The organism is Roseicyclus sediminis, from assembly GCF_025515305.1.
Lineage (GTDB): Bacteria > Pseudomonadota > Alphaproteobacteria > Rhodobacterales > Rhodobacteraceae > Roseibacterium > Roseibacterium sediminis.
Map to the genome: position 1 here is coordinate 361,441 of NZ_JAOPHT010000001.1, position 24,984 is coordinate 386,424.

Annotated in this window: 23 protein-coding genes and 1 tRNA gene; 12 read left to right on the top strand and 12 right to left on the bottom strand. The window is 66.5% G+C overall.

Annotated elements, in window-relative coordinates; genetic code table 11:
• Positions 1–169 precede the first annotated feature (169 nt).
• Complete coding sequence (locus N8I71_RS01830) at positions 170–511, top strand: DUF2853 family protein (RefSeq protein ID WP_262876209.1); 342 nt, start codon at positions 170–172, stop codon at positions 509–511.
• 261 nt (positions 512–772) lie between these two features.
• On the opposite strand, the gene N8I71_RS01835 is transcribed toward N8I71_RS01830, so the two are convergent.
• The 3 genes from N8I71_RS01835 to tsaD are packed head-to-tail and all read right to left on the bottom strand — an operon-like array spanning position 773 to position 3,209.
• Entirely contained in the window at positions 773–1,186 is a 414-nt protein-coding gene (locus tag N8I71_RS01835) for an EVE domain-containing protein (RefSeq protein ID WP_262876210.1), read from the bottom strand.
• Positions 1,187–1,191: 5 nt separating this feature from the next.
• The gene (locus N8I71_RS01840) at positions 1,192–2,130 is read right to left on the bottom strand and encodes an NAD(P)H-dependent glycerol-3-phosphate dehydrogenase (protein WP_262876211.1); all 939 of its coding nucleotides are present in this window, start codon (positions 2,128–2,130) and stop codon (positions 1,192–1,194) included.
• Positions 2,127–3,209 (bottom strand): tRNA (adenosine(37)-N6)-threonylcarbamoyltransferase complex transferase subunit TsaD, encoded by a 1,083-nt coding sequence (gene tsaD, locus N8I71_RS01845; RefSeq protein WP_262876212.1) that lies wholly within the window; start codon positions 3,207–3,209, stop codon positions 2,127–2,129. The genes N8I71_RS01840 and tsaD overlap by 4 nt, the downstream gene beginning before the upstream one ends.
• Positions 3,210–3,269: 60 nt before the next feature.
• Between tsaD and N8I71_RS01850 the strand changes: the two genes are divergently transcribed.
• From N8I71_RS01850 to N8I71_RS01865, 4 genes are all read left to right on the top strand, one after another.
• Entirely contained in the window at positions 3,270–3,992 is a 723-nt protein-coding gene (locus N8I71_RS01850; protein WP_262876213.1) for a uroporphyrinogen-III synthase, read from the top strand.
• A 101-nt stretch (positions 3,993–4,093) separates the two neighbouring features.
• Positions 4,094–5,605 (top strand): COG4223 family protein, encoded by a 1,512-nt coding sequence (locus N8I71_RS01855; RefSeq protein WP_262876214.1) that lies wholly within the window; start codon positions 4,094–4,096, stop codon positions 5,603–5,605.
• Positions 5,606–5,619: 14 nt separating this feature from the next.
• Entirely contained in the window at positions 5,620–7,140 is a 1,521-nt protein-coding gene (locus tag N8I71_RS01860) for a heme biosynthesis protein HemY (protein WP_262876215.1), read from the top strand.
• Positions 7,141–7,182: 42 nt separating this feature from the next.
• Positions 7,183–7,258 (top strand) — tRNA-Thr (locus N8I71_RS01865).
• A 626-nt stretch (positions 7,259–7,884) separates the two neighbouring features.
• Here the strand turns inward: N8I71_RS01865 and N8I71_RS01870 are convergent.
• Positions 7,885–8,214 carry a hypothetical protein gene (locus N8I71_RS01870; RefSeq protein ID WP_262876216.1) on the bottom strand — a complete coding sequence of 110 codons (330 nt, stop codon included), beginning with the start codon at positions 8,212–8,214 and terminating at the stop codon, positions 7,885–7,887.
• Between the two features lie 298 nt (positions 8,215–8,512).
• On the opposite strand from N8I71_RS01870, the gene N8I71_RS01875 reads away from it, so the two are divergent.
• Positions 8,513–9,718 (top strand): cupin domain-containing protein, encoded by a 1,206-nt coding sequence (locus N8I71_RS01875; protein WP_262876217.1) that lies wholly within the window; start codon positions 8,513–8,515, stop codon positions 9,716–9,718.
• 249 nt (positions 9,719–9,967) lie between these two features.
• Here N8I71_RS01875 and N8I71_RS01880 read toward each other — a convergent pair whose 3' ends face one another.
• Entirely contained in the window at positions 9,968–10,651 is a 684-nt protein-coding gene (locus N8I71_RS01880; protein WP_262876218.1) for a fumarylacetoacetate hydrolase family protein, read from the bottom strand.
• Between the two features lie 190 nt (positions 10,652–10,841).
• Positions 10,842–11,522, bottom strand: coding sequence for a FadR/GntR family transcriptional regulator (locus tag N8I71_RS01885; RefSeq protein WP_262876219.1), 681 nt, complete (start codon positions 11,520–11,522; stop codon positions 10,842–10,844).
• 140 nt (positions 11,523–11,662) lie between these two features.
• Here N8I71_RS01885 and N8I71_RS01890 point away from each other — a divergent pair, with 140 nt between their 5' ends.
• From N8I71_RS01890 to N8I71_RS01910, 5 genes are all read left to right on the top strand, one after another.
• Positions 11,663–12,589, top strand: coding sequence for a fumarylacetoacetate hydrolase family protein (locus N8I71_RS01890; protein WP_262876220.1), 927 nt, complete (start codon positions 11,663–11,665; stop codon positions 12,587–12,589).
• Between the two features lie 62 nt (positions 12,590–12,651).
• The gene (locus N8I71_RS01895) at positions 12,652–13,680 is read left to right on the top strand and encodes an ABC transporter substrate-binding protein (protein ID WP_262876221.1); all 1,029 of its coding nucleotides are present in this window, start codon (positions 12,652–12,654) and stop codon (positions 13,678–13,680) included.
• Complete coding sequence (locus N8I71_RS01900) at positions 13,677–14,486, top strand: ABC transporter ATP-binding protein (protein WP_262876222.1); 810 nt, start codon at positions 13,677–13,679, stop codon at positions 14,484–14,486. The genes N8I71_RS01895 and N8I71_RS01900 overlap by 4 nt, the downstream gene beginning before the upstream one ends.
• Positions 14,483–15,349 carry an ABC transporter permease gene (locus N8I71_RS01905; protein WP_262876223.1) on the top strand — a complete coding sequence of 289 codons (867 nt, stop codon included), beginning with the start codon at positions 14,483–14,485 and terminating at the stop codon, positions 15,347–15,349. Before N8I71_RS01900 ends, N8I71_RS01905 begins: the two co-directional genes overlap by 4 nt.
• A complete protein-coding gene (locus tag N8I71_RS01910) occupies positions 15,342–16,409 on the top strand; it encodes an Ldh family oxidoreductase (protein ID WP_262876224.1) in 1,068 nt (355 codons plus the stop codon). Before N8I71_RS01905 ends, N8I71_RS01910 begins: the two co-directional genes overlap by 8 nt.
• A 2-nt stretch (positions 16,410–16,411) precedes the next feature.
• Here the strand turns inward: N8I71_RS01910 and N8I71_RS01915 are convergent, their stop codons facing one another.
• Positions 16,412–19,303: an FAD-binding and (Fe-S)-binding domain-containing protein gene (locus N8I71_RS01915; RefSeq protein WP_262876225.1), complete on the bottom strand. Its 2,892-nt coding sequence runs from the start codon at positions 19,301–19,303 to the stop codon at positions 16,412–16,414.
• Between the two features lie 194 nt (positions 19,304–19,497).
• Here N8I71_RS01915 and N8I71_RS01920 point away from each other — a divergent pair, with 194 nt between their 5' ends.
• Positions 19,498–20,268 carry a GNAT family N-acetyltransferase gene (locus N8I71_RS01920; protein ID WP_262876226.1) on the top strand — a complete coding sequence of 257 codons (771 nt, stop codon included), beginning with the start codon at positions 19,498–19,500 and terminating at the stop codon, positions 20,266–20,268.
• Positions 20,269–20,344: 76 nt separating this feature from the next.
• On the opposite strand, the gene N8I71_RS01925 is transcribed toward N8I71_RS01920, so the two are convergent.
• From N8I71_RS01925 to N8I71_RS01945, 5 genes are all read right to left on the bottom strand, one after another.
• Entirely contained in the window at positions 20,345–20,659 is a 315-nt protein-coding gene (locus N8I71_RS01925) for an Hpt domain-containing protein (RefSeq protein WP_262876227.1), read from the bottom strand.
• Between the two features lie 67 nt (positions 20,660–20,726).
• Complete coding sequence (locus N8I71_RS01930; RefSeq protein ID WP_262876228.1) at positions 20,727–21,668, bottom strand: response regulator; 942 nt, start codon at positions 21,666–21,668, stop codon at positions 20,727–20,729.
• Positions 21,669–21,820: 152 nt separating this feature from the next.
• Positions 21,821–22,201: a response regulator gene (locus N8I71_RS01935; protein ID WP_262876229.1), complete on the bottom strand. Its 381-nt coding sequence runs from the start codon at positions 22,199–22,201 to the stop codon at positions 21,821–21,823.
• A gap of 28 nt (positions 22,202–22,229) precedes the next feature.
• On the bottom strand, positions 22,230–23,900 hold the full coding sequence (locus N8I71_RS01940) for a PAS domain-containing sensor histidine kinase (protein ID WP_262876230.1): 1,671 nt from the start codon (positions 23,898–23,900) through the stop codon (positions 22,230–22,232).
• Between the two features lie 159 nt (positions 23,901–24,059).
• Positions 24,060–24,983: a metal ABC transporter permease gene (locus N8I71_RS01945; RefSeq protein WP_262876231.1), complete on the bottom strand. Its 924-nt coding sequence runs from the start codon at positions 24,981–24,983 to the stop codon at positions 24,060–24,062.
• Between the last annotated feature and the right edge of the window lies 1 nt (position 24,984).

A 24,984-nucleotide genomic window follows, 5' to 3' on the forward strand; every position in this document is an offset into this window, starting at 1 on the left:
GAGAAATGGAGGTATCCATCCTCTCGCCCGCGCGGTCGGCGGCGCTCGAAAAGCCACGGTTCCGGCCCGCCCGATCTTCCCCTTTTGCGTTTCCGGCCCGCTCGGTTAACCTTTCCGTGACCGCCACGCACAAGGGGCTGTCGGTAAAACAATGGGAGAAAAAGGAACGATGGGCAAAAGGGACGATCTGATCGCGCAATATGCCGAGGATTTGCGCAGCAAGTGCGGGATGACCCCCGACATGGCTCTGCTGACGAAAGTGACCATCGGCTGCGGCCCGTCGATCTACGACGCCGACGCTTCGACGGTTGCGGCGACCCAGCCGGGCGAACTGGAAACGGTGAAGACCAATTTCCTGGTGAAGAAGCTGGGCCTCAAGGACGGGCCGGAACTCGACGCCGCCATCAGCAGCGTGATCGAGACCTACGGCAAATCCGAGCGCAACAAGTACCGCGCCGTCGTCTACTACATGCTCGTGAAGCATTTCGGGAAGGAAAGCGTCTACGGCTGAGGTCGTCGCTTTCCGGACAGGACAAGCGGCCCGCCCGAACCGGCGGGCCGTTCTCGTTTCCGCGTCAAAGGTCTGGATTTTAGGAGAATTCCAAGGGCAATTCCTTTGCCCATCAGCGCGGCTGGCGGTATCACGACCCGGACGCCCGGCCAGTACGGCGGGCCCGACATTATGGCACACGCGGGAGCAAGGGATGCGTGTGTGGGTGATGGAGGGTCCCGAGGGGTCGGGGCCCTCCATTTTCGTGGCGGTCTCCGGGGCTCAGAGCCCTCCCATCGCGCAGATCGCGGCCCACTCGGTCTCGGTCACCGGCTGAACCGAAAGGCGCGAGTTCTTCACCAGCACCATATCCGCCAGGTCTTCCCGCGCCTTGATCGCATCCAGGGTCACGGGCCTCGGCATCGGCTCGACCGCCCGGATGTCCACGCATTCCCAACGGGAGTCATCCGTCGTGCTGTCAGGATGCGCCTCGGCGATGACCTCGACGATGCCCACAACGGCCTTCTCGGACTGCGAATGGTAGAAGAAGCCGCGATCTCCGAGCTTCATCTCGCGCATGAAATTCCGCGCCTGGTAGTTGCGGACCCCGTCCCATTCCTCGCCCTCGGCCCCCTTCGCGACCTGGTTTTCCCATGACCATGTCGAGGGTTCGGACTTGAAGAGCCAGTAGGACATCGGGGTCACTCCGCCTTGAGGGGCCGTGCGAGAAGAGTATCGAGGACGGCGGCGAAGTCGAGCCGTCCGTCCGCCAGCGCCGCCACGGCATCGGCGATCGGCGTATCGAGCGTGGCGTCGGCGGCGATGCCGCGCGCCGTGTGCAGGCCTTCGACCGTCATTTCGGGATCGATCGCGGCGCCGGTGGCGAGGGCGGCCCCATAGCGGAAGTTGCGGGACTTCTCCGAGCCACAGGTCAGCACGAGATCGCCAAGCCCGGACAGGCCGGTCAACGTCTCCTCCCGCGCGCCGGCGGCCCGCGCGACGCGGCGCATCTCGGCAAAGCCGCGCGCGATCAGGGCGGCGCGGGCAGAATCGCCGAGACCCGCACCGATGACCGCGCCGGCGGCGATGGCGATCACGTTCTTCAACGCCCCGCCAAGTTCCGCCCCGATGACGTCTGTCGTCCGGTATAGCCGCAGGAACGGCGTCGACAGCGCGGACTGCAGCGCCTCGCCCTCGGCGTCGTCCGCGCAGGCGAGCGTCAGTGCCGTCGGCAGGCCCGCGGCAATGTCGACGGCGAAGCTGGGCCCCGTCAGTTGCGCAACCGTCGCATCGGGACAGGCGCGCGAGACCAGCGTCGCGGGGCCGAGCCCGCTGCCCATGTCGATGCCCTTGGCGCAGGAGACGAGGCGCGGAGCATCGGGTCGCAACCGGTCGAGAAGATCGCCCAGCGACTGGGTCGGCACCGCAAGCAGCGCGATATCGGCGGCGATGCCCGGATCGTCCGTGACGGCGACGGCCTCGGGGAGCGTGACGCCCGGCAAGCGGGGTGCCTCACGGCTGGTCGCGATCTCCGGGGCCCTTTCGCGCGTCCAGAGCGTCACGTCGTGTCCGGCCCGGGCATAGGTGACGGCAAGCGCCGTTCCGAAGGCTCCGGCGCCGTAGATGGCCAGCCGCGTCATGCCTTGGCCCCCTTCTTGCCGAAGCCCACCAGCGGTGCGGCGGTGCGATCGAGCGGCCAGCGCGGCCGCGCGGCGAGGCTCATGTCATCGCGGCGCCCCGCCTCGTAGGCCAGCAGCCCGGCATAGGCGATCATCGCCGCATTGTCGGTACAAAGCGCCATCGGCGGCGCGAGAAGCGGCAGACCGGCTTCCGCCGCGACGCTCTCCAGCCGCGCGCGCAACGTTCGGTTCGCCGCCACTCCGCCCGCCACGGCAAGCGCGGTCAGCCCCTCCTGCCCCACGAGCGCGGTGGCGGTCTTCGCGGCCAGCACATCCGCCACAGCGGCCTGAAAGCTGGCGCAGAGATCGGCGCGGTCGGCCTCGGTCAGGCCGCCTTGCTCGGACGCCAACCCGTCACGCACCCGCAGGACCGCGGTCTTCAGGCCGGAAAAGGACATGTCGCAGCCCGGGCGGTCGAGCAGGGGGCGGGGCAGCGCGAACCGCGTCGGATCGCCTTGACTTGCCGCGGCCTCCACGGCCGGGCCGCCCGGCTGGGGCAGACCGAGCAGGCGCGCGACCTTGTCGAAGGCTTCGCCCGGCGCGTCATCGATGGTCCCGCCGAGACGCACGAAGGTTTCGGCGCCGTCGACGCGCAGAAGCTGGCAATGACCGCCCGACACGAGGAGAAGGAGGTAGGGGAACGCCGCTCCATCGGTCAGTCGCGGCGTCAATGCGTGACCGGCGAGGTGGTTCACGCCGACAAGCGGCTTTGCAAGCCCCATGGCGAGGCCCTTGGCGGTCATCACGCCGGACAGAACGCCCCCGATCAGCCCCGGACCGGCCGTGACGGCGATGGCATCGATCTGGTCGAGACCGAGGCCCGCCTCCTCCAACGCGCGTTCGACCGCGAAATCGAGGCGCTCGGCATGGGCCCGCGCGGCGATCTCGGGAACCACGCCACCATAGGCGGCGTGAAGGTCGGCCTGCCCCCGAACCACGGAAGACAGGATCTCGGCGCTGTCTCCCGGGCCGCGCAGGATGGCGGCGGCGGTGTCGTCACAGCTCGACTCCAGACCGAGGATATGAAGGGGACGGGTCAAGGTCAGGGGGATATCCGGGCGCGTTGTCAGGCAGGTGCAGCGCAGGTAACACTCTGCCCGATGGCTGACAATGACCGGACCCCGGAGCCCACGCTTCTCCTGACGCGGCCGCGCGCGGCCTCCGAGCGTTTCGCGGCGGCCTGCAGGCGGCGCTGGCCGAAGGCCGAGGTGGTGATCGCCCCCCTGATGGAAATCGTGCCGACGGACGAAACCGCACCGGGCGGGGACTACGCGGGCATGATCTTCACCTCCTCCAATTCCGTGGCCTTCGCCGGCCCGGGAAACGGCGTCCCGGCCTGGTGCGTCGGGGAAAGGACCGCGGCGGCGGCAAAGCGGGCCGGGTTCGCATCGGTGATGGCGGGAGAGACCGCTGCCGACCTCGTCACGTTCCTGGCGCAAGCACGGCCCGGCGGCCGGATCCTGCATCCCCATGGCGTCCACCAGCGCGGCGATGTCGCCGAGCGGCTGACCGGGGCCGGGCTCGACGTGCAGGGACACGCCGTCTACGATCAGCGCCGCATTCCCGCCGGGCCGGAATTCGCCGTCGCGCTGCGGCGACCGCGCGTCATCGTCCCACTCTTCTCGCCAAGAAGCGCGGCACTTTTCGCCGACGCGGCGAGGCCGCTTCTGGAACCGGGGGCGGTCGACGGTCCCTGGATCGTCGCCATGAGCCCCGCGGTGCGCGACGCGCTACCCTCCGGATGGCGGCAAACGGCCACAGTCTCGGAGCGGCCCGACGCGGACGCCATGGTGGCCGAAATCGCGCGACGGATTTACACCTAGCGGGACTCGGCGCAGCGTGACACGTTGAAAAGAGGCTGACTCGGACCACGTGTCAGGCTAGATGGACAGTTGGAATTGTAAACGACGGAAGGACGGGTGCGGTGGCGAAAAGATCCTCGAAACGCACTGGCGGGACCGATCAGACCGACGAGACGGTGCAGGACGATCTGAGCGAAGCCGCGGCGTCCGCCACCGGCGATGACGCGGAGGCCATCCAAACCGGGGTGGACGACACCGCGAACGCGGAGAACGCCCCCGAAGGCCGGGACCCCGAAGCGACGGACGCCGAAGAGGTGATGTCGGCCGAGGAGGCGCCCGCCGAAGAGTCCGCGGCGGATGCCCAGTCCGACGCGGACACCGCGACCGATGCCGAAACCGTAGAGGCGACCGACGAGGCGGCCGCCGCGGATACCGATGTCATCGACGCGGAGACGGTCGACGAGCCCCCCGCCCCCGAAGTCGAGACCGCATCAAGCCCAGCCGAGCCCGAGGCGGAGCGGCGGCCCGAGCCTGCGCCCGTCACCACCGTCGTGGAAAAACGCGGCCCGGGTTTCGTTCCGCTGGTTCTGGGCGGTGTCGTCGCCGCTGGCCTGGGATATTTCGCCAGCGTCTACGAGGTCATTCCGGGCCTTGGCGGACAGGACGACGGCGCCATGACCGAGATCGAAACGGCGCTCGCCCAGCAATCGGAGGTCCTGGCCGCGCTGCAGGCGCAGGTCGCCGCACTCGGCGAGGCCGAGGCGCCTGCGGCTCCGGAACTCGACCTTTCGCCCGTCACGGACCAGATCGCCGCGCTGGGGGCCCGTCTCGACGAGACGGCCAGCGCGATGGAAGGGCTCGTGGGGCGCGTTGCGACGCTTGAGGAACGGCCGATCTTTTCGGGTGACGTGAGCGCCGATGCCGCCGCGGCGGCCGAGGCCATCGCCGCGATGGAGCAACAGATGCAGGCGCAGGCCGAGGAAGCCGCGCGCATCGCCGCCGAGGCAGAGGCCGCCCAGGCAGAGGCTCAGGCCGCCATGGCCGCCGCAGAGGCCGAAGCGGAGGCCGCGAGGGCCGCCGCCGAAGCCGAGGCCGCAGAAGCCATCGCGGCCGCGGAAGCAGAGGCCGCATCCGCGGCCGCAACCGCGGAAGCCGAGGCCGCCATGGCGGAACTGCGGCTTGCCGTGGCCCGTGGTGAGCCCTTCGCCGAGGCCCTCGCACCGATCACCGCGTTGACGGATGTGCCCGAAGCCCTGTCCGCCGCGGCGGAGACAGGTGTGCCGAGCCTCGCCGCCCTGCAGGATGCATTCCCTGCCGCGGCGCGCGCAGCCCTGCCCGTCGCGCTGAGGGAGGCCGCGGGCGACGGCGCCATGGATCGCGTGGCGGCCTTTCTTCAGGGTCAGGTCGGCGGACGCGCCATCGAGCCGCGCGAAGGGGACGACCCCGACGCGGTCCTGTCCCGCGCCCAGGCGGCGGTCTCTTCGGGTGACCTCGAGACGGCGCTGACGGAGATTGCGGCCCTTCCCGAGGGCGCGCAGGCCGAAATGGCGGGCTGGACCGCCGATGCCGAGGCGCGCAGCGCCGTGGTCGCGGCGCTCGACGCCGTGGCACAGGCCCTCACGGGCACGAATTAAGGGGGATCGGCAGCATGCTCTGGTCGTTGCTGAAAGTCGTCATCTTCATCGCCATTGTGGCGGGCCTCACCTTCGGGGTCGGCCGCCTGTCCGAGTTCGACGAGGTGGCCTTTCTGACCGTCGCCGGCCGTGAATTCGCGCTTACGCCCATCATGGCGATCGTGCTCGCGACCGTGCTGCTCCTGGGCGTGTGGCTCCTGTTCAAGGCGGTGGGCCTGATCGTCGCGACGCTGCGGTTCCTCAACGGCGACGAGACGGCGATCAGCCGGTACTTCAACCGCCGCGCCGAGCGAAAGGGCTTCGAGGCGCTGGCCGAAGGCATGATGGCGCTGGCCGCCGGCGAGGGGCGCCTTGCCATCCGCAAGGCCGAACGCGCCGAGAAATACCTCTCGCGGCCCGAACTGACCAAGCTCGTCCTGGCCCAGGGCGCCGAGATGGCGGGCGACCGTGCGCTGGCGACCGAGACCTACAAGGCGCTGGTGACCGACAACCGCACCCGTTTCGTTGGCGTGCGGGGCCTCATGAAGCAGAAGCTCGAGTCGGGGGATACCGAGACCGCGATGAAGCTCGCCGAACGCGCCCTGGCGCTGCGCCCGAAGAACGAGGAAGTCCAGACGACGCTTCTGCAGCTTCAGGCACGACACGAGGACTGGGCGGGGGCGCGGGCGACGCTCTCCAAGGCGCTCAAGGCCGGGAACGTGCCGCGTGACCTGCACAAGCGGCGCGATGCCGTGCTGGCGCTGGCCCATGCGCGAGCGGCGATGGCAGAGGGCAAGATCGCCGATGCGACCCGCGATGCGACCGAGGCAAACCGCCTTGCGCCGACACTGGTGCCCGCCGCCGTCATGGCCGCGCGGCTGGCGATCGCCGACAAGAACCCGCGCAATGCCGCGAAGATCATCAAGGCCGCCTGGACGACCGAACCGCATCCCGACCTCGCCGCCGCCTTCGCCGAGATCGAACCGAACGAGACGCCGGCGGCCCGGCTGAAGCGGTTCCAGCCCCTTCTCGCCAAGCATCCCGGCAACCCGGAGACGAAGCTCCTCGAGGCCGAATTGCAGATCGCGAAGGAGGATTTCCCCGCCGCGCGCCGCGCCCTCGGCGATCTTGCCGAGACCCATCCCAACGCGCGCTCGCTGACCATCATGGCCGCGATCGAGCGGGGACAGGGCGCCGAGGACCGCATCGTGCGCGCCTGGCTCGCCCGCGCCGTCACAGCATCGCGCGGGCCGCAGTGGATCTGCGGCAATTGCGGGCATGTCCATGCCGAGTGGCGCCCCGTCTGCGCCAATTGCGAAAGCTTCGACACCCTCGCCTGGGAGGAAGCGCCGCAGTCGGAGGCCGCGCTTGCCGGTCCCGCCTCGATGCTGCCGCTCATCGTCGGCGCGTTGGAGGACCATCGCGGCCCCGAGGTCGAGGAGGCCGACACGGTTGCCGAAACGGTGGAAGAAACCAACGACGACGCGGCGCCGGAAGCGACAGAAGCCACGCCTTCGGACAACGCCACGGAGACCGTTGCAGAGGCACGAAATTAAGGGCTACCCATTTCCCGCGGCCCTTGGTATGTCGCGCGCGGCGCCGGTGTAGCTCAGCTGGTAGAGCAACGCATTCGTAATGCGTGGGTCGGGGGTTCGAGTCCCTTCACCGGCACCATTCTTCTCTCCGAAAACGTCCGATGACATCCGGAAGCTCTTCTTCGGAAGGGTTCACGGGATTCGCTTGTCAGACGGCGTTGGGCGGCCAAGGGGAAAAACCTCGGGAATGCCCCCGCGGACGTGCAGGTTCGGCACCACAAGCCGCAGGAGAAGGCGCGCAAGGTCAGACACTTTAACAATCGTGAATCCGGGCTACGCATCGCGGATCAATTACTCGGATGCAGAGCATTTCAACCAAAGCCAAGGGACGGCGGGATCCCTTCGTTTCGGCGCGCTCGCGCGTCGCCCCTGTCGAGGGCCTTGTCCTCCAACACGCGAAAAAGCTTCGGTTCACGGGCGCCGTGAACGGCGCTCCTGGTTCCTGCCTGTCGATCACATCCAACCGGGCGGGATCCGAGGCCTGAACGCGCCGCTTGCGGGACGACCCGCTGTTCGGCAATCAAACCACCACGCTCCCACCGCCTCAGATGGGTCACGTCGGGCGCGGTCATACCGGGAGTGCAGGGCAAAACGGCTGGGCGGCCGGCATCTCCGCCGGTGACGCGGCGATACGGCTATACTTACACCACGCTCAACGGGTCCGGCATTGCTAGCAGCTAAACCGCTTCCGATACCGGCTGCGCCTCAGCAGCGGCGACCGCGTCCGACCGGGTCGGCGTAATAGCCCCCGTCGCTGTCGGTGCACGAGCGCCTTCCGCGACCGGCGCCTGCCGGGTCCGCATAGGCCCCGCCATCGGAGTCGGTGACGCCCGTATAGGGGCGGCCACCGCCGCGCCCTGCACCGACGGGATCCGCATATGCGCCGGTGTCGGCATCGGTGACACCAGTCGGCACACAGGCCGCAAGGGCCGTCGTGCCGCCAAGGGTTCCGAGAAGGAACGCACGCCTCCCGATACCGCGAGCGGACTTGATGTCGGATTCGGCCAGTGTCGGCTTTTTCGGCTTGTCGGTCATGACCCTGCCTCCATGACGCTTTCCAGAAGAAGACTGTGTGTGACAATCTCCCACAGGTCAAGCATTCCAATGTATACCAAGCTCACGGGCGGAAGGGATCCGGCCCCCATACGCACCTGCATCGTGACGTGGACGCCCGCACGGCAGGGCGGACTGCTGTCGTTAAGAGATTGCAGCGGCGCCCGTGTTCCCTTCAAATCGGCAAGCGGACGGGCAGTATCCATCGGCCCGGAACGGGCGGCACGGACGGCAACGGGGGACCGGGGAGATGAAGGGCATCAGCAGCACGGGGTCACCGATGGATTTCGCACGAGCGATCGAGCCGATGTCCCCGGAGACCTTCTTCGCCGAGTTCTTCGAGAAGAAGCACCTGGTTATCCGCCGGGAAGATCGCGGGTACTACTCCGGCCTGCTTTCGCTGAACGATATCGACGACGTGCTGACGCGGCAGATCCTGCCGATGGATGACCTGAACATGGTCAATAACGGCAAGGCGATCCCGACAGAGGAGTATACCGTGCAAGCGGGACATGTGGACCCGGTTCGCGTGGCTCAGCACTTCTCCGAGGGGGCGACCGTGATCCTGCCGGGCCTGCAACGGCGGATCCCGCAACTGGCCGCGTTCTGCAGATCGCTGGAAACCGTGTTCAGCTGCGATCTTCAGACCAATATCTACCTCACGCCGGACAATGCCCAGGGGTTCAAGCCTCACTACGATTCGCACGACGTGATCGTGTTGCAGGCTCACGGGACGAAGACATGGCGAATCTACGAGTCGACGCTCGACCTGCCGCTGCGCACCCAGGCGTTTTCGCCCGATGGTTTCGTGGCCGGCAAACTGATCGATGAATTCGTCCTGCGCGCGGGCGACATGGCCTATGTGCCGCGCGGCGTGGTGCATGACGCCATAGCCACCGACGAGGTCTCTCTGCACGTAACCACCGGTCTGCTGGCAACCCGCTGGGTCGACCTGATGATGGATGCGATCGCCGATCTTGCGCACAAGGATCTCGCGTTGCGTCACGCGGTTACGCCGGGCATCGCCAATGACGATGCCCGGCGCGACGACCTGCGCCGGACCTTCCGCGACCTGTTGATGCACGCCGCGGCCTCGATCGACCCCGACGCGACTTTGGACGCGTTTGCCGCGGAGTTCCGGCGCCGTCGCGTGCCGCTCGTGCCCGGGCAATTCCTCCAGAGGCTCGACCTGGATGCGATCGAACCGGGCACCGAGGTCGCGCGCAGACCAGACCTGATCTATGCGCTTTCAACCCGTGACGGCGAGGATGGCGAAGAGGTCGTTCTGTCGGTCTACGACACCGAGATCATCTTTCCCGCCATCGCCGAGGCGACGCTTCGCGATGCGCTGGAGCGGCCCGCGTTCGTGGTCGGAGAACTTGGCGGCGAGATCGATGAGCCGGGCCAGGCCGTTTTGGCGCGCCGCCTCGTGCGCGAGGGGGTGTTGGCGCGGATTGCCGCAAGGGACGGAAACACCGGCCGTTAGAAACCGGCCCCGGGACGGCGAGGCGCCTGTTGGGGAAGCCCCAGGAGCGCGGGAACCAGCGGCCGTTGCGGTTCCTGTCCAACGGTCGCGAGACGGAAACGCCAGCCGACTTGCACCGGCGGCTGGCCTTACGCAGCTCGGTTGGTTTCATGAACTGCTGCGATCGATCGACAGACGACCGTGGCTCGTCCGTTCCCGTGGGTCCGGACCCCGGCCGCGATCAGCCTCCGAACAGTTCGGGGCTGCGGATCAGACGACCTTGATGCTGAGCGTGCCAACGCCCTCGATCGTGGCCTCCATCACGTCGCCTCGTTCCACTGCGTTCACACCCGAAGGCGTTCCGGCCATGATGACGTCCCCGGGCTGCAGTTCGAAGTATTCCGAAAGGTAGGAGATCATTTCCGGCACCTTCCAGATCATCTGGTTGAGATCGCCCTCCTGGCGCGTCTCGCCATTGACCACGAGCGCGATGCGGCCGTGATCGGGATGCCCGATCTCGGAAACGGGCCGCAGGGGACCGACAGGACCCGAGCGCTCGAATGCCTTTCCGATCTCCCAGGGGCGGCCCATCTTCTTGGCCTCGCCCTGCAGATCGCGCCGCGTCATGTCGAGGCAAACGCCGTAGCCCCAGACGTGGTCCAGCGCATCCCCGAGCGCAATGTTCTTGCCGCCCGACTTCAGCGCAACAAGCAGTTCCACCTCGTGATGCACGTCCGAGGAATGCGGCGGGTAGGGAAACTCGCCCGACGCATCGAGGTTGTCGGGGTTCTTCTGGAAGAAGAACGGCGGCTCCCTGTCGGGATCATGCCCCATCTCGACGGCATGAGCCGCGAAGTTGCGGCCGATGCAGTAGACCCTGCGGACGGGAAACGCCCCGCCATCTGCGGTCGGAATCGTCGGCACCTGCGGCGCGGGGATGACGTGATCGGGCATTCTTCTCCTCCAAAGCATTGCTGGCCGCGGATCCGGTCGGCGACGACCGGGCACGGTCGGCCTGGCCCCAGGCCCTCTTCCGTCCCTCACGACCGCGTCGATTGATCACGACAGACAAACCCGGATTGCAAGAGCATCCTTCGAAACCCGGACCAACCATTTCCGGAATTGGTCGAGGGGCCACAGGCGATCAGGCGGGTGGCGTGACACTCTCGGGCAGGGTTCGTGAATAGACGGATTCGAGGTGCTTCAACATCATCCGTGCTGCCTCGTCCCCATTTCCCGCGGCGATGGATGAAACGATCGCATCGTGCTCAACGAAGCTGGAGTAATTCTCGCTTGGTTTGCGCGTCGCGCGCGGTTGTCCCCAGACGATGGAACGCCGAACCGAGTTCAGCGTCTCGAAGAAATACAGGAACAGCCGGTTGTGGGTGGCCCTGGCGATGGCGTGGTGGAGGTTGTTGTCCCAGGCCTCGTAGGCGCGCCAATCCTCGGCCTGTCGACACCGCGCCGCGCAGAGCTGCATCTGGTCGAGGTCGGACTTGGAGCAATGCTTCGCGGCGAGCCTGCAGAGTTCAGGCTCGATGGTGAAACGCACCGCAACAACCTGTGCCGGCTTTATCATGTCACCCAGATAGTCGACGTCCTCCAGGTTGAGGACAGGACGCGAGCCGACAAAGGTGCCCCGGCCCACGTGCCGCCAGATACGGCCCTGCGCTTCCAGTTCGGCCAATGCCTTGCGCAGCTGGTTGCGCGTCGTCCCCAGTATCTCGCAGAGCTCCCGTTCCGGCGGCAAGCGGGCGTTGTGACGGTAGCCCGCGTTGTCGATCAGGTCGCGGACCCGGTGTGCGAGCTCCTGAGATCTGTTCATGTTGCGCCCAATTTGTCGATTGGTTGATTGCCCGAAGCGGTATCGCGACCAAGGATAGATGGGAAGAGGGAATTCGCGGTGAGTCGCAGGCGGTGGGTCCGCAAGCGCCACCGGGTATGCACGCGAGGGAGGAGCGCCGGGTGCGACTGGCAACCATTTCCGTGGACGGAGACGCGCGTTGCGTCGTCGTTCTGAAGACAGGCGCCATGCTGGACGTCGCCAAGGCGGCGCGGGATGTCGAGGGACCGGTGGGCGAGAGCCTGCGCGCGGGATCCCTGCAGCATCTGATCGAAGCCGGACCGGCGGCACTGGAGACGCTGAAAGGCCTCGTTGCCGAGGCCGAGGCCGGCGGACACGCCGACGCGATGGCGCCAGGGGACGCGCACCTCATGGCGCCGCTCCCTGCCCCCCGCAAGAACGTGTTCTGCGTGGGCCGGAACTACGCCGAGCACATCGCCGAGGGCGACCGTGCGCAGAAGCAGAATGTCGGGGTCACCGAATATCCGGTCTTCTTCACGAAGCCGCCCACATCCGTGGTTCCGCCCGACGGCGCCGTCCTGATCTTTCCGGAGGTCTCCACCGCGACCGACTACGAGGTCGAACTCGCGCTGGTGATCGGCAAGGAAGGCCGCAACATCCCGAAGTCCAAGGCTTTCGACCATGTGTTCGGCTATACGATCCTCAACGACATAACCGCGCGTGACCTCCAGCGAAGGCATGGGGGCCAGTATTTCAAGGGCAAGGGTCTGGACGGATCCTGCCCGATCGGTCCCTGGATCGTCACCGCCGACGAAATCGAGGATGCGCATGCCCTGTCGATCGGGCTGACCGTGAATGGCGAGCAGCGGCAGAACGGCACCACGCGGGACATGATCTTCGACATCCCGACCCTCATCGCCTCGCTGTCCGAAGGCCTCACGCTGGAGCCGGGCGACATCCTCGCGACCGGCACGCCCTCGGGCGTCGGCTATGCGATGGACCCGCCCCGCTTCCTCAAGGATGGCGACGAGGTGACTTGCGAAATTTCCGGCATCGGCACGCTCAGGAACACCGTGCGCGCCGTCTGAGAGCCCCCGCGCCGTGCCACCGGGCGACTGATGGGCAACACAACCAGGGAGGAGAGACCAAGATGATTACCAGAAGAACATTCACCGCGTCGTTGCTGGCGACGGTGCCGGCCGTTGGGCTCATGGGGACCAAGGGCCTCGCACAGGGTCTCCGCGACATCACCTTCGTGCAGCCGAGCCCCTCGGCGATCAACTCGTTCCCCGTGTTCGTCGCGATCGGCGAGGGCTACTTCGCGGAAGAGGGCCTGAACGTCCGTGTCGAGGCGATCAACGGCTCGGGCGCGGTGCTGCAGGCACTGTCGGCCGGTCAGGCGCAGTTCGGCCGCCCGGGTCCCGGCCCGGTAATCGCCGCGCGGTCGCGCGGGGTCGATGCCGTCTTCATCTACAATGTCGCCGCACGCTCCAACTTCGGGATCGTCGTGCAGCAAGACTCGGACATCCAGGGTCCGGAAGGACTGCGCGGCAAGGTGATCGGCACGGGTACGGCCGACGGCGCCGAAGTGGGCTTCGCCCGCAACGTCATGTCCGGTGCAGGCATGACCGAAGGAACCGACTACACCTTCCTGACGGTGGGCGATGGCGGCCCGGCGACGGCGGCCTTCCTCAACGGCGAGATCGACGCCTATTCCGCCTCGACCGCGGACGCCGCCATTCTGACCCAGCGCGGCATGCCGGTGCGTGATATCACGCCGCCGGAATATGCCCGCTTCTTCGGCAACGGCATCGCCACCATGGGTGACATCATCCGGAACGACCCCGACCTCGTCGAGCGTTTCGGCCGCGCCTTCATGCGGGGCCATGCCTTCGCGCTCGACGACGCCAACCGCGAGACGGTGCTGGCCCACCTCGCGGCAGGCAACCCCCAGGAGGGCGAGGACCGCGAATTCCAGTCGGCTCTGTTCGACGCGGTGCGTTCCAAGACGATCCCGACGGACATGAGCAACGGCCTCGGCTACATGCCGCCGGAAGTCTGGGCGGAATGGCAGGACAGCCTCTTGGCCGGCGGGGAGATCCCCGCGCCGCTCGAAGACCTGAACGCGGCCTTCACCAACGATTTCATCGCCGGCTGGAACGAGGCAATCGGCGGATGAACGCGGCCCAAACAATGGACTATGCCGGCGCGCCTCTTGGCGCGCCGGTGTACGAGTTGAACAACGTCAGCAAGACCTATGCGCGCAATCTCGTGGTGGCGTTGCAGGATGTCAGCCTGACGCTGCGCAAGGGCAGCTTCACCTCCGTCATCGGCTCGAGCGGCTGCGGGAAATCCACGCTGCTGAAGATCATGGCGGGGCTCATCCCGCCGACCCGGGGACGTGTGGTCCTGCAGGGCAGGCCCGTGACCGGGCCGCGCCGGGACATCGGCATGATGTTCCAGCAGGCGACGCTGTTCCCCTGGAAGACGGCGGTGGAAAACATCGTCCTGCCCATCGAGATCCGCGACGGCAAGGCGGCCGCCAAGAAGGCGCTCGAAAAGGCGCATGACCTGATGGACGTCGTGGGCCTCAAGGGTTTCGAGAACGTCTATCCGAACGAACTTTCGGGCGGCATGGCGCAGCGCACGTCGATTTGCCGGATGCTGATCACCGAACCCGCCGTTCTGCTTCTCGACGAGCCGTTCAGCGCGCTCGACGAGCTGTCGCGCGACATGATGAACATGGAACTGCAGCGGATCTGCCGCGAGCAGGAAGCCACGGCCTTTCTCGTGACGCATTCGATCCAGGAGGCGGTGATCCTGTCCGACGACATCGTCGTCATGAAGCCCCGGCCCGGCCGGATCGCGGAGATCGTAAAGGTCGACCTGCCGCGCCCAAGGACCCTGCACATGATGACGACGCCGGAATTCGGCGAAATCGTCGACTACATTCGCGGCCTGCTGGACAAGGGAGAGAACATGTGACCGACGTTCAGTCGAACCGGCCCGCGGACCAGGACGAGGACCAGGATACCGTCTGGGTTCAGGAAGTCGCCTTCATCGACTCCGTACCGCGCTGGATGGCGATGAGCTTTGTCTTTGTCGTCTTCGTCGGCACATGGCAGCTGGTTACGAGTTTGGGCCTGGTGTCGCCGATCATCCTGCCCACACCGTTGGAGACGCTCGAAGACATGATCTTCGTGGGCAAGAACCTCCTGACCGGGGGCTACATGCTCGGGGCGCTCTGGATCACCATCAAGGAGGTGATCTACGGCTTCGCGCTCGCGATCGCGATCGGCTTCTCGCTCGGTGTGCTGGTGGGCGAAACGACCTTCGGCGAAAAGGCCGTGATGCCCTACCTCGTGGCAATCGACACCATGCCCAAGGTCGCCTTCGCGCCACTCTTCGTGGCGTGGCTGGGCTTCGGGATCGAATCCAAGGTCGCTCTCGCGGCCTTCATCGCCACCTTTCCCATCGTTGTGGGCACGGCCGCGGGCCTGCATTCGGCGGACGAGAACGCACGGATGCTGTTCAAGACCATGGGGGCAAGCCGCATGCAGACCCTCATAAAGATGAAACTGCCGACCGGCCTTCCGCAGATCTTTACCGGGCTGAAGATCGGTGCCGTGGGCGTCATGGCCGGCGCGATCACCGGCGAATTCCTCGGCGGCGGGCGCGGCTTCGGCGAGTTGATCCGCGTCGCGGCCTCGCAACTCAACACGCCGCGGGTTTTCTCGCTCATCCTGTATCTCAGCCTCGTGGGCCTCGCGCTTTATGCGCTGGTGACGTGGACACAGCGCAAGGTCGTGTTCTGGCACAAGGAACGCGTAGGCGCATACGATGCCTGAAACGGCTCCGATCAAGGCCGAGCGCCTGCGCAGTTTCGTTGCGCAGGCGCTCGGAACGCGCGGTGTACCCGCGGCGGACGCCGAGGCGGTCGCGGGACTGATGGTCGAGGCCGACATTTATGGCTACGGCACCCATGGCGTCTTTCGGCTCCGCCAATACCTCGCGCGGCTGGCCGGCGGCGGCTGCAACCCGGCACCCAGGATCGCCGTTGTTCAGGAGACCGCGGCCACCGCGTTGATCGACGGCGACAACGGGCTCGGGCACCTGGCCATGGCGGCCGCCCGCGACCTCGCGATCGACAAGGCGCGTGCAGCTGGCATCGGCTGGGTCGGCGTCAGGTCCGGAAACCACGCGGGGCCGCTCGCTCTCTATGTCCGGCCCCAGGCCGAGGCGGGGTTGCTCGGCATGGCCGCCGCCGTGGGCAGCGCGAACCACCTTCCGCCGTGGGGCGGCACGGACCTGCTGCTCGGCACCAACCCGATCGCGTTCGCAGCGCCGACTGCAGGGCCCGATCCGTTCGTATTCGACATGGCCACGACCGTGGCCGCGATGGGCAAGATCAAGACGCTCGCCCAGCAGGGTCTGCCCATGCCGGAGGGCTGGATGATCGGGCGCGACGGCCAGCCGCTGACCGATCCCGAGCGGCGGGGCGACGGGTTCTTGCTTCCCATCGGCGGCCCCAAGGGATACGGCCTTTCGGTCGCCGTAGGGCTCTTGGCGGGCGTGCTCAACGGCGCGGCCTTCGGATCGGACGTTGTCGATTTCACCACCGACACGACCTCCAGAACGAATACCGGGCAGTTCGTCATGGCGCTCGACCCGGCAGCATTCGGGTTGGGGGACGGGTTCGCGGAGGCGGCGGCGCATGTGTTCGCCGAATTCCGCGCCTCCAGTCCCCTGCCGGGCCACGACCCCGTCCGTCTGCCCGGTGACGGCAAGACCGCGAAGGCCGACGCACGCCGACGCGACGGGCTTTCACTGAACCCCGCGCTCCGCCGGGACCTGAACGCGCTCGCAGCGGATTGCGGGATCGCTCCGCCGTTTCCCGGAGAAGGTTGAGACTAGGCGAGCGCCATATCCAGCACCCGCGCGACATGGAGCGCGCGCCGGTCGGCCAGGTCCGCGATCTGATGCCGGCAGGATGTTCCATCGGCCACGATCAGGGTGTCGCCCCCCGCCGCATTCACCGCCGGGAGCAGGTCCAGTTCCGCCATCCTGCGCGAAATGTCATGGGTCTCGACACCGTAGCCGAAGGCCCCCGCCATGCCGCAGCAACTGCTTTCGACCACCTCGACTTCGGTGTCCGGCAAAAGCGCGAGCGTGCGCTGGATCGCGGGCATCACGCCCATCGCCTTCTGGTGACAATGCCCGTGCACGAGGACACGAGGCGAAGGCGATTTCAGGTTCAGGCCGAGCAGGCCCGCATCGGCGCCGGCCGCGATGTATTCCTCCAGCAGCATCGCCTGACGGGCGAGCGTCTCGGCCTCGGGGCCGGGCAGGAGTGCCGGGATCTCGTCACGCAGGGTCAGCAGGCAGCTCGGCTCCAGCCCGACGATCGGCAGACCCCGCTCGGCCGACGGCAGAAGGGCCGCAAGCAGCCGCGACGCCTCGGCCCGCGCCTGCTCCACCAGTCCGACCGACAGGAAGGTTCGCCCACAGCACAGCGGCCGTTCCGCGGCAAGCGGACGGCCGGCCTGTGCGGGCAGGCCGGCTGCCTCCAGCACCCGCAAGGCGGCCCGCAGGTTCTCGGGCTCGAACCAGCGGTTGAAGCAATCGGCGAAGAGGATCGCCCGAGGCTCCGACGCCTTGGCCTCCGAATCGCGAAAAGGGGCGCGGCTCCATTCCGGCAGGGGACGGGTGGCGGTGAACCCGGTGGGCCCCTCGGCCAGCCGCGCCAGCCCCGGCATCCTGTTGCGCAAGGTCACCAGCCAGGGAGCCCGCGAAAAGGCCTGCGCGTAACGCGGCAGGAAAGCCACCAGCCGCTCGTGAAGTCCCAAACCCTGTGCCGCGACGCGCGCGGCCTGCACCTCGATCTTCATGCGCGCCATGTCGACGCCGGTTGGACAGTCGCGCTTGCAGCCCTTGCACGAGACGCAGAGTTTCATCGTCTCGGCCATCGCGTCCGAGGTCAGTGCGTCGGGTCCCAGCTGCCCTGACAGCGCCAGCCTCAATGCGTTGGCCCGCCCGCGCGTCAGGTCGCGCTCGGCCCGTGTCACCCGGAAAGAGGGACACATCACGCCCCCCTTCAGCGCGCGGCAGGCGCCGTTGTTGTTGCACATCTCGACCGCACCCTGGAGCCCGCCGGCGGCGCCGGGCCATTCCGACCAGTCGAGCGCTGGCCGGAGTGGCGAGGCGGCGTAACCGGGCGGGTAGCGGAACAGGCTGCGATCATCCATGCGGGGCGCATCGACGATCTTTCCCGGGTTGAAGAGGCCCGCGGGATCGAACCGCTGCTTCACCTCCCGAAAGGTCTCCACCATGCGGCGTCCGAACATGCGTTCGTGGAACTCGGAACGTACGATTCCGTCGCCATGCTCCCCGGAATGGGAACCCTTGTAGCGCGCGACGAGGTCGAAGCATTCCTCGGCGATGGCGCGCATCGCGGCCACGTCCTTGTCCAGTTTGAGGTTGAGGACCGGGCGGACGTGAAGGCAGCCGACCGAGGCATGGGCATACCAGGTGCCGCGGGTGCCGTGGCGGGCGAATATCTCGGTCAGCCCGGCGGTATACTCGGCCAGGTCCGGCAGTGCGACGGCGCAATCCTCGACGAAGGAAACGGGCTTTCCGGCCTCCTTCATCGACATCATGATGTTGAGACCCGCGCTGCGCAGTTGGGCGATGCGTCCCTGCAATCCCTTGTCGGTGACGGCGGTCACCCCGCCCCAGTGCCGACCCTCGCCCGACCAGGCATACCCCAGATCGCCCATCATCTGTTCAAGCTGCCGCAGCTTGCGCGCATTTCCCTCGGCGCTGCCTTCCGCGAATTCGACCAGCAGCAGCGCTTCGGGATCGCTCGTCACGAATTCGGCCACCGTGGCGCGGAACAACGGGATATCGCGGGCCAGGGCGATCATCGTCGCGTCCACCAGTTCCACCGCCTGCGGACCCAGAGTGACGAGGTGCTGCGCAGCCTCCATCGCCTGCTGGAACGTCGGGAAATGGCAGACGCCGAGTCCGATGGCGCCCGGCAGAGGCGACAGTTTCAGTTCAATGGCCGTGGAATAAGCCAGCGTACCCTCGGAACCCACCAGCAGATGCGCCAGGTTCACCGGGTCCTTGCCCGGCACGAGCGCGTCGATGTTGTAGCCGCCCACCCGCCGCATCAGCTTGGGGAACCGCGCATCTATCTCCGCCGCTTCACGTGCGCCCAGCGCCAGCAGATCGCCCGCCAGCCGGTCATCCGCGCCTTCCACCGGCCCGAACCGCCTTCGCGTGCCGTCGGCAAGGATCGCATCGATCGACAAGACGTTGTCTCGCATGATGCCGTAGCGCAGCGACCGGCCCCCGCAGGAGTTGTTCCCCGCCATACCGCCAATCGTTGCCCGCGAGGCGGTCGAGACATCGACCGGGAACCACAGCCCATGCGGCCGAAGCGCCCGGTTGAGTTCGTCCAGCACGATGCCCGGCCGCACCACGCACCGGTTGCCTTCGACGTCGAGCTCAAGCAGGGCGTTGAAGTGCACGGTGTTGTCGATCACGAGGGCTTCGTTCACCGTCTGCCCGCATTGCGAAGTGCCCGCCCCACGCGGAAGGACCGGCACCCCCGCGTCCCGGGCAACGTCAATGGCGGCGTCGATGTCGTTTTCGCTGCGCGGGACGAGGATGGCCCTCGGCATCATCTGGTAGAAGGAAGCGTCGGTCGCGTAGCGTCCACGCGAAAACGGATCGGAAAGCACGTCGCCCTCGACGCGCCGAGCGAGGGTTCTCGCCAGATCGGCCATATCTTCGGGCATCCGGGCTCCGGGAAACCGTTTGATTGAGCGTAGAACCTCCCATTTCAATTCACAATGCGGACTGGCGGCCGCCAGAGCGAAAGACGGCCGGCCGAGGCGTAACTCCTATGAAGCGCCTTGGTAAATTCCTATCGACACCGATGATATATTCCCTCGGTCAGCTGGAGCGCAGCGACGAAAAACCGGGGGGTTTCATGTCCACGCATTTTCGCACTGTCTACGAATTGCCATCGGGTCGCATTCTCGATACGCGCCGCCCGCGATCGGCCGGTGTGCTCGATGAGGAAGAATTCGCGTTCTGCAAGGAACAGGGTGTCAGCCTGTCCTACGATCCCGTTCAGATCGGTTGGGTTCCGGCGACCGCCGAGGATGACATTTCCGGGTTCCGCCGGGCAAGCCTGCCCGTGGCGCCGCTCGCCACGCGGTCGCCCGGATCGATCGAGTTCGGGGGGCGTTACCGGCTCCGGCCGTGGTCGGCCGCCGATGTCGAGGTCTTCGTCGACCTGCTCGACAATCCGCGGGTCTGGGAATTCATGCCCGAAGATTATCCCGCGCCGCTCGACCGCGACCTTGCCGCGTTCCTGATCGAGATCTCGAACAAGACCGATCACCACGAGGTCTATGCCGTGGAGGTGCACGGAGAACCCGTCGGCCAGGTCCGGCTCGCCTTCGAGCAGGCAATGGGAGACGGCAGCGAGGGCGAGATCAGCTACTGGCTCGGTGAGCGTCACTGGGGCAACGGCATCGCGGGGGACCTTGTCGCCTTCTACACCGACCTCTGTTTCCGCCGCCGCCCCGAGCTCCGCTCTATCGTCGCGCGGGTGCACGAGCGCAACGCGGCGTCCGCCCGTGTGCTGCAAAAGTCAGGATATGTCCTGGAAGGTGCAAACGCGGCCAGCCGCTCGGTGAACCTTTACCGGCGCATCCGGGATGGGGAAGCCGCGGGGCCGTCGAAATTGAGCTGAAGCGGCTTGTCGGCGGCCTGTTGAAGGCCCTTGCGCAAAGTATCGGGGGGCGTCGTGTTGCGGCGCCCCTTCTGCTTCAGGCCGTTTCGTCCAGCACGCGTTCCATTTCGTCGAGCAGTGCCTCGATCACGGGGCGCACGACCTCCCACGAGGGCGCATCGCCCGTCTGGGTCATGAGCCTCTCGACATCCAGCGCACGCTCGCCGAGACGCGAAAAACCGAAGGTCGCCGCGACGCCCGCCGTCTTGTGCGCATGCAGCGCCACGGTTTCCCGCTCGGACGTCGTCAGCTCGTCGCCCTCTGCCGCAGCCATGATCCCTTCGATCTCGAGGCAGCGGTCGGCCACCCGGTCGAGAAAGCCCGTCCGAAGGTCCGCAAGACCGGCCTGCAATCGGCTGCTGGGAGAGGGTGCGTTCAAAGCTGAACTCCTTTTCGTGCCCGAAACGGGCGCTGCGACCTCAGGCGGTCGTGGCGAAATCCATTTCCTTCGCCTTCACGGCGGCAATGGCCTCGTCGATGATCCGGGTGGGTGAACCCAGCTGCACGGCGCGGATGTGGACGGCGGGGCCGACCGAGATCGTCGGAAGCTGGATGTCGAGGTCCGCGTAGACCTCCTGGAACTCGTTGATGTACTCGCGCAGCCTGTCGGCCAGGATCTCGGGCTCCGGCATGTCGGCGCGTGACAACAGGCATACGAAAACCCCGCCACCGGCGTAGGCGATCATCCGCCCCGTGGCCGGCTCGAGACAATCGGCAAGGCAGGTGCCCACGTCGATCATCACCTCGCCGAAGACATAGCCGCCTTCGAGGTCGTGGATCCTGCGGGCGTTGACCACGCGCACGCCGACGGCGCAGACGGACAGGGCACGGAACATGCCGAGCGTCTTGAGATAGTTGCCCATCGCGAAGAGATCGACGGCGCCATCCACCCGCTTGAGCGGGATGCCGTCCATGAAGCCGTAGGAAGGGGCCGCGAACGTGTCGGTGCCCGGGCTGGACAAGGCCACCTGTGCCCGAAGCCGTTCGCTCACCAGTCGCTCGATCACGCCGAGGCGCGCCTTGATCTCGACCTCGTCCACCGGCTTGTTCAGGTAGTCCGTCGCCCCCGCCGCGAAGGCCGCGTCGATATGGTCCCGGTCCGCCACGGCGGTGTTCATGACGATGGGCGTATCCTTGTAGGCCTCCATCGAGCGGATCTTCCGGCACAGTTCGATCCCGTCCATTCCTGGCATCTGGATGTCCAGGATGAAGCAATCGAAACCTGTGGGGGCACGCTCGATGAGTTCCAGGGCATGGGTGCCCGACTGCGCAAGCACGAGGTCGCCATAGCCAAGGCCCTCCAGGACGGTCTTGAGGACAGCCTGGAAGTCTGGATCGTCGTCAACCGCAAGAATCTTCATGGCGGAACCTCGAAACGCCGGGCAGGAGAGCAGAACGAATCCTTCAAACCCATGCGATTTAATTCAATATCGAGGAATGCTGACAATAATTGGGCAGAACTGGGGTGAATGCAGTTCCCAGGCCATTCCAATTGGCGAACATAAACCGGTTGTCAGAGACGATTCCACGCTGCGCGAATTTGCGCGCCCAGTGTCATCGGATCGAAGGGCTTGGTCACCACCTCGAGCGCGCCCCTTGCGCGCAGGTCATCCGTGATCTCGTTCTCGGCCTTCGCGGTGACGAAGATCGCGGGGATGTCCGAAACGTCCGGGATCTCGCGCACCTTGTCCCAGAGTTCGGGACCCGTCATTCCCGGCATCATCACGTCGAGCAGCAGGAGATCGGGTTTCACCTCGCACACCGCGGCAAGCGCTTCGGGGCCTGATCCGAACTGGTGCAGGTCGAAGTTGTCGACGAGCTGCAGCGCCATACGCGTTATCTCGAGTATGTCCTCGTCGTCGTCGACATGAAGAATGGTCTTCAGTTCCGCCATCTTCCCTCGGATCGGGTGCACGTCCCGTTCAGGCCACGCTTGCCGCGGGCCGTTCCGATGCTGATCCGATCCTATCAAGTTTTTCCAGTTCGAAATAGAAGGTCGAGCCCTTTCCGACCTCGGTTTCGAACGCGATGTGACCATCGTGCCGTGCCACGATCTCCTTGCAGATCGCGAGGCCGAGGCCCGTTCCCTGCTGGCTCTTGGCATCGACGCCCGAGACCTGGGTGAAACTGTCGAACAAGGTCTGCCGCGCTTCCTCGGGGATGCCCGGCCCCCTGTCCTCGACGCAGACCCGCCAGGTTTCGCCCCGGTCGACGATCCGGAGCAAGATGCCCGAGCCGGCCGGTGAGAACTTTGCCGCGTTCGACATGAGGTTCGCAAGCACCTGCATCAGTCGGTCGGGATCGCCGTGAACCCACGCCGGTTCCCGCATGCCTTCCACGACGAAGCGGACCTCGCATTGCGCCGCGAAGGCGGCATTGGCCTCGGCGGCTTCGGACAGAAGCTCGCGCAGGTCCACGGGACGGCGCGACATCTCCATCTCGCCGGACGAAAGCTTTTCGAGGACGAGAATGTCGTTCACGATCGCCAACAGACGGTCGCTGTTGCGCCGCGCCACCGTGACCATGCGGGCCGCCTCGGGAGAGAGGGCGCCGACGACACCCGATTCCATCAGCCTGAGCGCGCCCTTGATCGACGTCAGCGGTGTACGGAGCTCGTGGCTGACCGTGGCGACGGAAGTCAGCTTGATCGCTTCGGCGGCGCGACGTTCCTCGATGCTGCGCACGACCGACACAAGACTGCGGCGGCCGTTCGGCCCGCGGTCAAGATGGGTCAGCACCTCGACCGGACCCGCGGCATTCTCGATCTCCAGCCGCGCGATGTCGGTCTCGCCCGAAAGGACCGGGCCGATGTGCCGCTTGAAGCGTGTCGTTTCCTGAACCGTGAAGAAATCCGTCAGGTTCATGCCCCGCAATTCGTCCAGCGTCCGGCGCAGCCTGCGGCGCCCGTTGGCATTGGCATAGCGCAGTCGGAAAGTCTCGGGGTCGTAGATGTAGACCTCGTCGGGCAGGCCCTCGACCACGGCGTTCCGGCCTTCCTCGGCACCGTCGGCCATCGCGCCCGAGAGGTCGGTCCGGATCGAGATGCTGTTCTCGAAATGCCCGTTGTCGTCGAACCGGGGCAGGATTGTCGTCTCCACGGTGACGCAATGGCCGTCCTTGGCGCGCAGACGCTGATGCCCCTTCCAGATCTGCCCACGGGACACGACATCGCGGACCCGCTCGAATTCGCCGTCGTCGTTCCAGTAGATCATCGAGGGCATCTTTCCGATGACCTCCTCGGGCGCGTAGCCGAGCTTCTCCACGAAATTCTGGTTCACCGCCGCGATGGTACCGTCGGGATGCGAGACACTGACGATCGTATGCTCGTTGAGGGCCTGTTCGCGCAGGTAGATGGCGAGGTCCCGGGCGGCGATGACACGCTTGGCCGCGGCATTGGGCTTGGCGAAAGACAGGCTGACCACCGTCACGAGCGCGACGAAGGACGACATGACGACGAAAAGAACGATGAAGCCGAGCGAACCGAGCGCTTCGATGTCAGGCGCGAGCGCGGACAGGAACAGCGTCAGCACGAAAGCGATCGTCACATCGCTCAGGACGAGCGTCAGGCTGGACAGCGCTTTCAATTTCGGCATCGCGAGACTCTCGACCAGTAGGCACGGCTACATGCCGTCCGTTAACCAACACTGTGCGGGGAAAGGTCGAGGAAAATTCAGGCCGAATTAAGACACAAACGGCAAGTTGTGCTGGCATTGTTTCGTGCCATTTCGGGCGGCCCTCGCACGGTGCCGCGTTCAGGCGGCGCCCGCGCCGACACGTGCCCGGTGCGGCCCGAACAGGCACGCAAGGCCAAGGATCACGCCCGAGACGACGGCGATCATTCCCGCTGCGCTGACCGCGTCCGCTCCCCCGAGCCAGAGCGGTCCGTAGCCGGCCAGCACATAGCCGAGGACCGCCGACAAGGTTGCGAAGGCGACAGACCAAATGACCTGCCTTTCAAGGCTTTGCGTCATGAGCCGCGCCGCGGCGGGCGGGCAGACGAACATCGCTATCACGATGATGGAGCCCACGGCATCGAAGGCGGCGACCGCCGACAGAGCCGCCGCGATCACCAGCGCGAAGCCTACGGCCGCGGCCGGAATGCCAAGCGATGCGGCAAAGCCCTCGTCGAAGGTGGCGATCTTCAGCCACCTCCAGAACACCAGCATCAGGGCGGTTATGAGCAGACACGTCAGCGCCATGCGCGGCAACTCGGGCGGCAGCGAGGCGAGCGCCTCGACGTCCAGCAGGGAATGCCAGCCTTCCGCCCGGAGCCAGATCAGGGATTCGAGATTCCCCATCAGCGCGTGTTCCACGTCGAGGTGCACCGAAGACGTATCGGACTGCTCGAGGATCAGGACACCGGCTGCGAACAGCGTGGTGAACACGACGCCCATGGCCGCGCCCGGCTCCACCCCGCCGATGCGTTTCACCAGTTCGATCAGCACCACGGCGAGGACCGCGGCCCCCGCGGCCCCAAGGAGCATGGGCATCGCCGAAACGGCGCCGGTGACGAGGAAGGCGACGACGATACCCGGCAGGACCACATGGCTGATGGCATCGCCGATCAGCGCCTGGCGACGCAATATCAGGAAATTGCCGGGCAGGGCGCAGGCGATGGCGGCGAACACCCCGATCAGGATGGGCGTCAGCGAGAATTGCACGAAGTCCGCGCCCATG

Excerpts from the sequence above, each read along its gene's own strand:
- N8I71_RS01830 (WP_262876209.1), top strand. The coding sequence starts at position 170 with ATGGGCAAAAGGGACGATCTGATCGCGCAATATGCCGAGGATTTGCGC.
- N8I71_RS01835 (WP_262876210.1), bottom strand. The coding sequence starts at position 1,186 with ATGTCCTACTGGCTCTTCAAGTCCGAACCCTCGACATGGTCATGGGAA.
- N8I71_RS01840 (WP_262876211.1), bottom strand. The coding sequence starts at position 2,130 with ATGACGCGGCTGGCCATCTACGGCGCCGGAGCCTTCGGAACGGCGCTT.
- N8I71_RS01850 (WP_262876213.1), top strand. The coding sequence starts at position 3,270 with ATGGCTGACAATGACCGGACCCCGGAGCCCACGCTTCTCCTGACGCGG.
- N8I71_RS01860 (WP_262876215.1), top strand. The coding sequence starts at position 5,620 with ATGCTCTGGTCGTTGCTGAAAGTCGTCATCTTCATCGCCATTGTGGCG.
- N8I71_RS01870 (WP_262876216.1), bottom strand. The coding sequence starts at position 8,214 with ATGACCGACAAGCCGAAAAAGCCGACACTGGCCGAATCCGACATCAAG.
- N8I71_RS01875 (WP_262876217.1), top strand. The coding sequence starts at position 8,513 with ATGGATTTCGCACGAGCGATCGAGCCGATGTCCCCGGAGACCTTCTTC.
- N8I71_RS01880 (WP_262876218.1), bottom strand. The coding sequence starts at position 10,651 with ATGCCCGATCACGTCATCCCCGCGCCGCAGGTGCCGACGATTCCGACC.
- N8I71_RS01885 (WP_262876219.1), bottom strand. The coding sequence starts at position 11,522 with ATGAACAGATCTCAGGAGCTCGCACACCGGGTCCGCGACCTGATCGAC.
- N8I71_RS01895 (WP_262876221.1), top strand. The coding sequence starts at position 12,652 with ATGATTACCAGAAGAACATTCACCGCGTCGTTGCTGGCGACGGTGCCG.
- N8I71_RS01900 (WP_262876222.1), top strand. The coding sequence starts at position 13,677 with ATGAACGCGGCCCAAACAATGGACTATGCCGGCGCGCCTCTTGGCGCG.
- N8I71_RS01910 (WP_262876224.1), top strand. The coding sequence starts at position 15,342 with ATGCCTGAAACGGCTCCGATCAAGGCCGAGCGCCTGCGCAGTTTCGTT.
- N8I71_RS01915 (WP_262876225.1), bottom strand. The coding sequence starts at position 19,303 with ATGCCCGAAGATATGGCCGATCTGGCGAGAACCCTCGCTCGGCGCGTC.
- N8I71_RS01920 (WP_262876226.1), top strand. The coding sequence starts at position 19,498 with ATGTCCACGCATTTTCGCACTGTCTACGAATTGCCATCGGGTCGCATT.
- N8I71_RS01930 (WP_262876228.1), bottom strand. The coding sequence starts at position 21,668 with ATGAAGATTCTTGCGGTTGACGACGATCCAGACTTCCAGGCTGTCCTC.
- N8I71_RS01935 (WP_262876229.1), bottom strand. The coding sequence starts at position 22,201 with ATGGCGGAACTGAAGACCATTCTTCATGTCGACGACGACGAGGACATA.
- N8I71_RS01940 (WP_262876230.1), bottom strand. The coding sequence starts at position 23,900 with ATGCCGAAATTGAAAGCGCTGTCCAGCCTGACGCTCGTCCTGAGCGAT.
- N8I71_RS01945 (WP_262876231.1), bottom strand. The coding sequence starts at position 24,983 with ATGGGCGCGGACTTCGTGCAATTCTCGCTGACGCCCATCCTGATCGGG.